The sequence below is a fragment of the Nocardiopsis chromatogenes YIM 90109 genome (assembly GCF_000341185.1).
Lineage (GTDB): Bacteria > Actinomycetota > Actinomycetes > Streptosporangiales > Streptosporangiaceae > Nocardiopsis_A > Nocardiopsis_A chromatogenes.
Map to the genome: position 1 here is coordinate 1 of NZ_ANBH01000379.1, position 4,710 is coordinate 4,710.

Below are 4,710 nucleotides of genomic sequence, written 5' to 3' on the forward strand. Positions count from 1 at the left end.
CCGCGGCGCCCCCGCCGTACTGGGCCGGCCGGGCGTCGGTCCTGGGAAGGGAGCGACCGGTCGTGGACATGTCCCTGCCGGAGCGGATGGCGCGCGACCTCGAACGTCTTCGGCGGACCCAGCGGAGTCTGTCGGAGGCAAGCGCAAGCCTGGAATCGGCCGACGCGGAGGCCGTGTCCAGGGACCGGATGGTCAGCGCGAGGGTGAACGCGAGAGGTGAGGTCGCCGAGCTGCGGTTCCACACCTCCAAATACCGCACCATGGCCCCCGCCGAGCTGTCCGCGGCCGTCCTGGACGTGATCGGCCGGGCCCGGGAGGAGATGGAGCGCCGCGTCTCCGAGGCCTTCGCGGACCTGGCCCCCGGCAGCTCGGAGGCGCGTGCGGAGGTGGTGAACGGCGGGGACCCCGCACGGCTCCTCGCCGAGCTGGGCCTGCGCTCCCGGGCGCCCGAGGAGTCGTGAGCGGAGTGCGGAGCGCGGGCCGGGGACCGGGACGGTCGCGCGGGCCGCAGCGGACAGGGCCGGACGGACACGGGTGAGAAGGAGGAACGGCGATGGCCGACAGGATCGCGGTCGACCCGGACGCGGTGGCCAAGCACGGCGGTGACCTGTACGCCCTCTCGGACGAGGTGCGCGAGATCCACCGCTGGCTGGGCGTCCGGACCGAGGCGCTGGGCCGCCCGTGGGGCGAGGGCGACGAGATCGCCGCCTCCTTCGAGAAGAACTACGTGCCCGCCCGGCGCGGCCTGGACGCGTTCTTCACCGCCTTGGCGCAGGCCTTCGACAAGACCGCCGAGGGCACCATCGAGACCGCGCGCCAGTTCGCGCTCAGTGAGCAGCACGGTATCGACAAGGCGAACGGGCTGCTCGGGGCCGACGGCCCCGGCCCGGGGACGCCCGGTTCCGGGAGGAGGTAGCGGCACATGGGCATGCAGCCCCCCGACGAGCTGCGCACCATGTTCATGGTGCTGACCGGTTCGGAGTGGCCCGACGCCGACGAGGACCTGCTGTGGGAGCTGGCCTCGGTCTACGGCACCACGGCCGACCGGCTCGACGTCGACCTGCCGCAGTTCGTGCTGCGCGTGAAGAACAAGGTCCGGGAGGAGTTCGACGCCACCGCGGCCGACTTCTTCGACGAGTCGGTGAACCAGTTCGTCGGCGGTGAGCGCAACTACCTGGGCGAGGGCGCGGCCGCCGCCCGCGGGCTGCGGGACTACGCGGACAACGCGGCCACGCAGGTGCAGTACGCCAAGTGGATGATCATCGGCCAGCTGATCCAGCTGGCCGCGGAGATCGCCTGGGCGATCGCGATGGCGCCGTTCACCTTCGGCGCCTCGCTGGCCAAGATCCCCCTCTTCCAGGCGATCACCCGCACCATCATCGGCAGGGTGCTGTTCCGGCTGATCAGCGAACTGGTGCAGCAGATGGCGATCAGCCAGATGTTCGCGCTGGCGCTGGACGCGATCATCCAGCGCATCCAGATCGACCAGGGCAACCGCGACTCCTGGGACGACGAGCTGACCGAGGACGCCGCCAAGGGGGCGATGCTCGACGGGCTGTTCGGCACCGCCGCGGCATTCGGGGGCAGTGCGCTGGCCAAGAAGTTCGACGAGCTTCTCGGCAACGCGGCGGGACCGGCGATCACCAAGTATCTGGACGAGCTGTTCGGCGACCGCGGCGGTTCCGGAGGCACCGGCGGCCCGGGGGGCCCGGGGGCGGGCGGCAAGGGCGCCGGTGACGGGGTCGGCGACGCCGTGGGCGGTGCCGACGGTGCCGGTAGTATGGGCGGCCGCGGCGGCTCGGACGGCGTCGGCGGCACAGGGCAGGACGGCGGGCCGAGCGGTTCGCCGGGCAAGGGCATGGCCGACGACCTCGGCGGGCTGTTCGGAGACGAGGCCGACCACCTGCTGACGCCCTACGGCAAGGACGCGGGGCCCGGCTGGTCGCATCCGGCCGACCTGGAGCGCTTCAAGGGCCGCATGGGGGACGCCTTCGCCGACGGCCTGGGCGGCGCGCTCGGCCGGGACCGGGCCGAGCGGCTCGGACAGGACTACGCCGACGCGTTCGCGCGCAACTGGGGCTCGGAGAACCTGGGCAAGGCGCTGGACGATGTCCTGGCGGACGCAGGTCCGGTCCTGTCACCGCAGGCGCGGGAGGTCCTGGCGCGAGGGCTGCCCGATGCCGTGGAGAACGCTCTGGCGGACGTGGGCTCCGCGTGGAGGAGCGCGCTGTCGCAGTACACGTCGCAGGCGATCGCCAACGCCGGGCAGGGAATGCTCGCCGAAGGCTTCTACAACCTGTTGTTCGGCGACGACCACACCTTCTCGGTGACGTGGCTGTCGGCGGTGTCCGGTGCGGTCTCGGGCGCTGTCGAGCAGGGGCTGACCGAGGCGGGCATCGCGTTGCTCGACCGGATCGGCGGGATCGGGCAGGACCTGCCCTCCCCGCCGTCCGAGGTGGAGACCTCGGGGGGAGGGGACAAGGCCGCGGACCTGTCCGACTCGGACGGCGCGAGCACCGTGTCCACGGAGTACGGGGAGACCGGGGAGGGCGACCCGGAGAAGACCGCTCAGGGGGAGGACGGCTCGGAGAAGGGGGCGACGGGAGACGGCGCCTCCGGAGGCGGGAGTCCGGATGGACCGACGGGCGACCGGGGCGGCGAGAGCGGAGCGACCGGCGGCGGCGCGTCCACGGACGACGAAGGCATGTCCGCCGCCGACGAAGGCGGCCGAGCGGAACCGGAAGGGCAGGGGACCGACGGTCCGGGAGGTTCGGAGGGCCCTGAACGGACCCCGCCCCCGTCCGACGGGGCTGAGCAGGACCGGCAGGACGGCGCGGATTCCGGTGGTGCCGTACCGACTCCCGGGGAGGTGCCGACGGCCTCGGAGCCCTCCGAGCCCTCCGAGCCCTCCGAGCCCTCCGAGCCCTCCGAGCCCTCTGAGTCCTCGGACGGCCTGGAGGCGCCCCCGCCGCCCGGTGATGGCGTGTCGCCTCGGGAGGCCGGGGGAGCGGAGGGCGCCCGGGACGAGCAGGATGAGCGGGACGTCCTGTCCGGCGGCGGTCCGGGTGACGGTGGCGCTGGGCCGGTGTCGGAGGGGCCGGGTGCTTCGGAGCAGCGGGTGGACCCGCCATCGTCCGGTGCTTCGGAGGGGAACGCTGGAGGCGGCGCCGGCGGTTCTGAGTCGGCCGGGACCGGCGATCTCGGTGGCCCCGGCGCCTCCGGAGGGCCGGGTGAGGTGAGCGGGGCCGACGGGAACGGCGGGCTTTCCGGGGGCGCCCCGGGGCCTGGTGAGGGGGTCGGCCAAGGCGGCGGCGACGCGACATCCGGCACCGGGAGGACAGGGGAGCGGTCTCCCGGAACAGAGGATGGGCCCTCCGGCGACTCCCCGCCCGGGACGGGCGCCGGTCCCGCCGACCCCCCGAAGGCGTCCGTGGACGACGGTTCTGCGCACGGGGCACAGGCGCCCGACGGCGGCAGCACGCCCGAAGCACCCGCATCCGGCGGCCCTGAAGGCGACGGGCGGAGCGGTGCCCCGGCGCCCCTGGACACGGGCGGGAAGGCGCCCTCTCCTCCTTCCCTGGACGCGAACGGCGCGTCAGCCGATGCCGGGAACCCCGTCGGCGTCGTGGATGGCGGCCAGGTGATGGGCGAAGGCGCCGGACAGGGGAACGGAGTGTCCCCTGCAGCCGGTGCCGGTCCCCGGGACGGCGGCTTCCCGGACCCCTCGACCGCTCCCGTCACGGAAGAGGGCATCGCGGCCGAGGGCGGCACCGGTCTTCCTGCGCAGCCGGTTCCGGCTCCGGTCCCCATGGCATTCGGCACCGGACCGGCCGCCCAGGCGGCGCAGCGGGACACGGCGGGCGGCTCTGGCACCGGGACGTCGGAGCGGCGGCAGGAGACCGGGCGGACGCCCCGGTCGGGGCGGCCCGCGACGGCGGACCCCGGGACGGACCGGGAGGGCAGGGGCTCCGAGACGCGCCGCCGCGATCCTGGGCCCCCGGTCCCCAGCCGGACCGAGTCCGGTCCCGGGGAGTCCGGGGCGACAGGGGCTGAGGCGGATACGTCGCGGGGTCGGGGGCCGCTCGTCGAGAGCGGCCCTGAGGAGGATGCCTCCACCGTGCCTCGCCGCCCTGCGCCTGGGCCCCCGGCGCCGAGCCGGACGGAGTCCGGCCTCGGGGAATCCGGGGGGACCGGTGCCGACCCGGACGCGTCGCAGGGGCGAACTCCGGTCGACCCCACGGACCCGGCGGGGGACGCCCTCGCCGACGCGCCGCCGCCGATCCCCCCGGTTCCGACCGAGTCCCTCAACGAGGAGACGGACGGCGAGTGGATCGAGATGGGGCCCATCGACCCGCCTCCTGACGGCGGCGGGTCCGGGCGGCCCGAGGACACCACCGGCCAAGACCCCGAAGACCCCTCCGGCGGTCCGCCGTCGGACGGCCGCCGCGATTCCGACGCCGACGCGGAACGGGAGCAGAACGAGCGGGGAGAGCGGAACGGCGAGCGCCGGGAGGAGGCGCCGCAGGACGGGCGCGACCGGGACCGGCGGGCCGTCGACGACGACACGGCCCGGATGCTCGACGCCCTGGTGAGCGGCGGGGACGACGGCGGCCGCTACGACGGCGCCCGCACCGGGGCCGACGACCCCGTCCCCGCCGTGGTGGACCGGGTCCGGCGGTGGCTGGGCGACGACTGGCGGGTTACCCCCGG

The 4,710-nt window shown here is 75.1% G+C and carries 3 protein-coding genes; all 3 read left to right on the plus strand.

Going from position 1 to position 4,710, the window contains the following annotated elements; all coding sequences use genetic code 11:
- Positions 1-461: YbaB/EbfC family nucleoid-associated protein (locus D476_RS0131080; RefSeq protein WP_017627771.1), on the plus strand; the 461-nt coding region annotated here is incomplete at its 5' end.
- Between the two features lie 92 nt (positions 462-553).
- Complete coding sequence (locus D476_RS0131085) at positions 554-916, plus strand: hypothetical protein (RefSeq protein ID WP_017627772.1); 363 nt, start codon at positions 554-556, stop codon at positions 914-916.
- Between the two features lie 6 nt (positions 917-922).
- The coding region (locus D476_RS0131090; RefSeq protein ID WP_026124026.1) for a WXG100-like domain-containing protein at positions 923-4,710 on the plus strand (3,788 nt) is incomplete at its 3' end.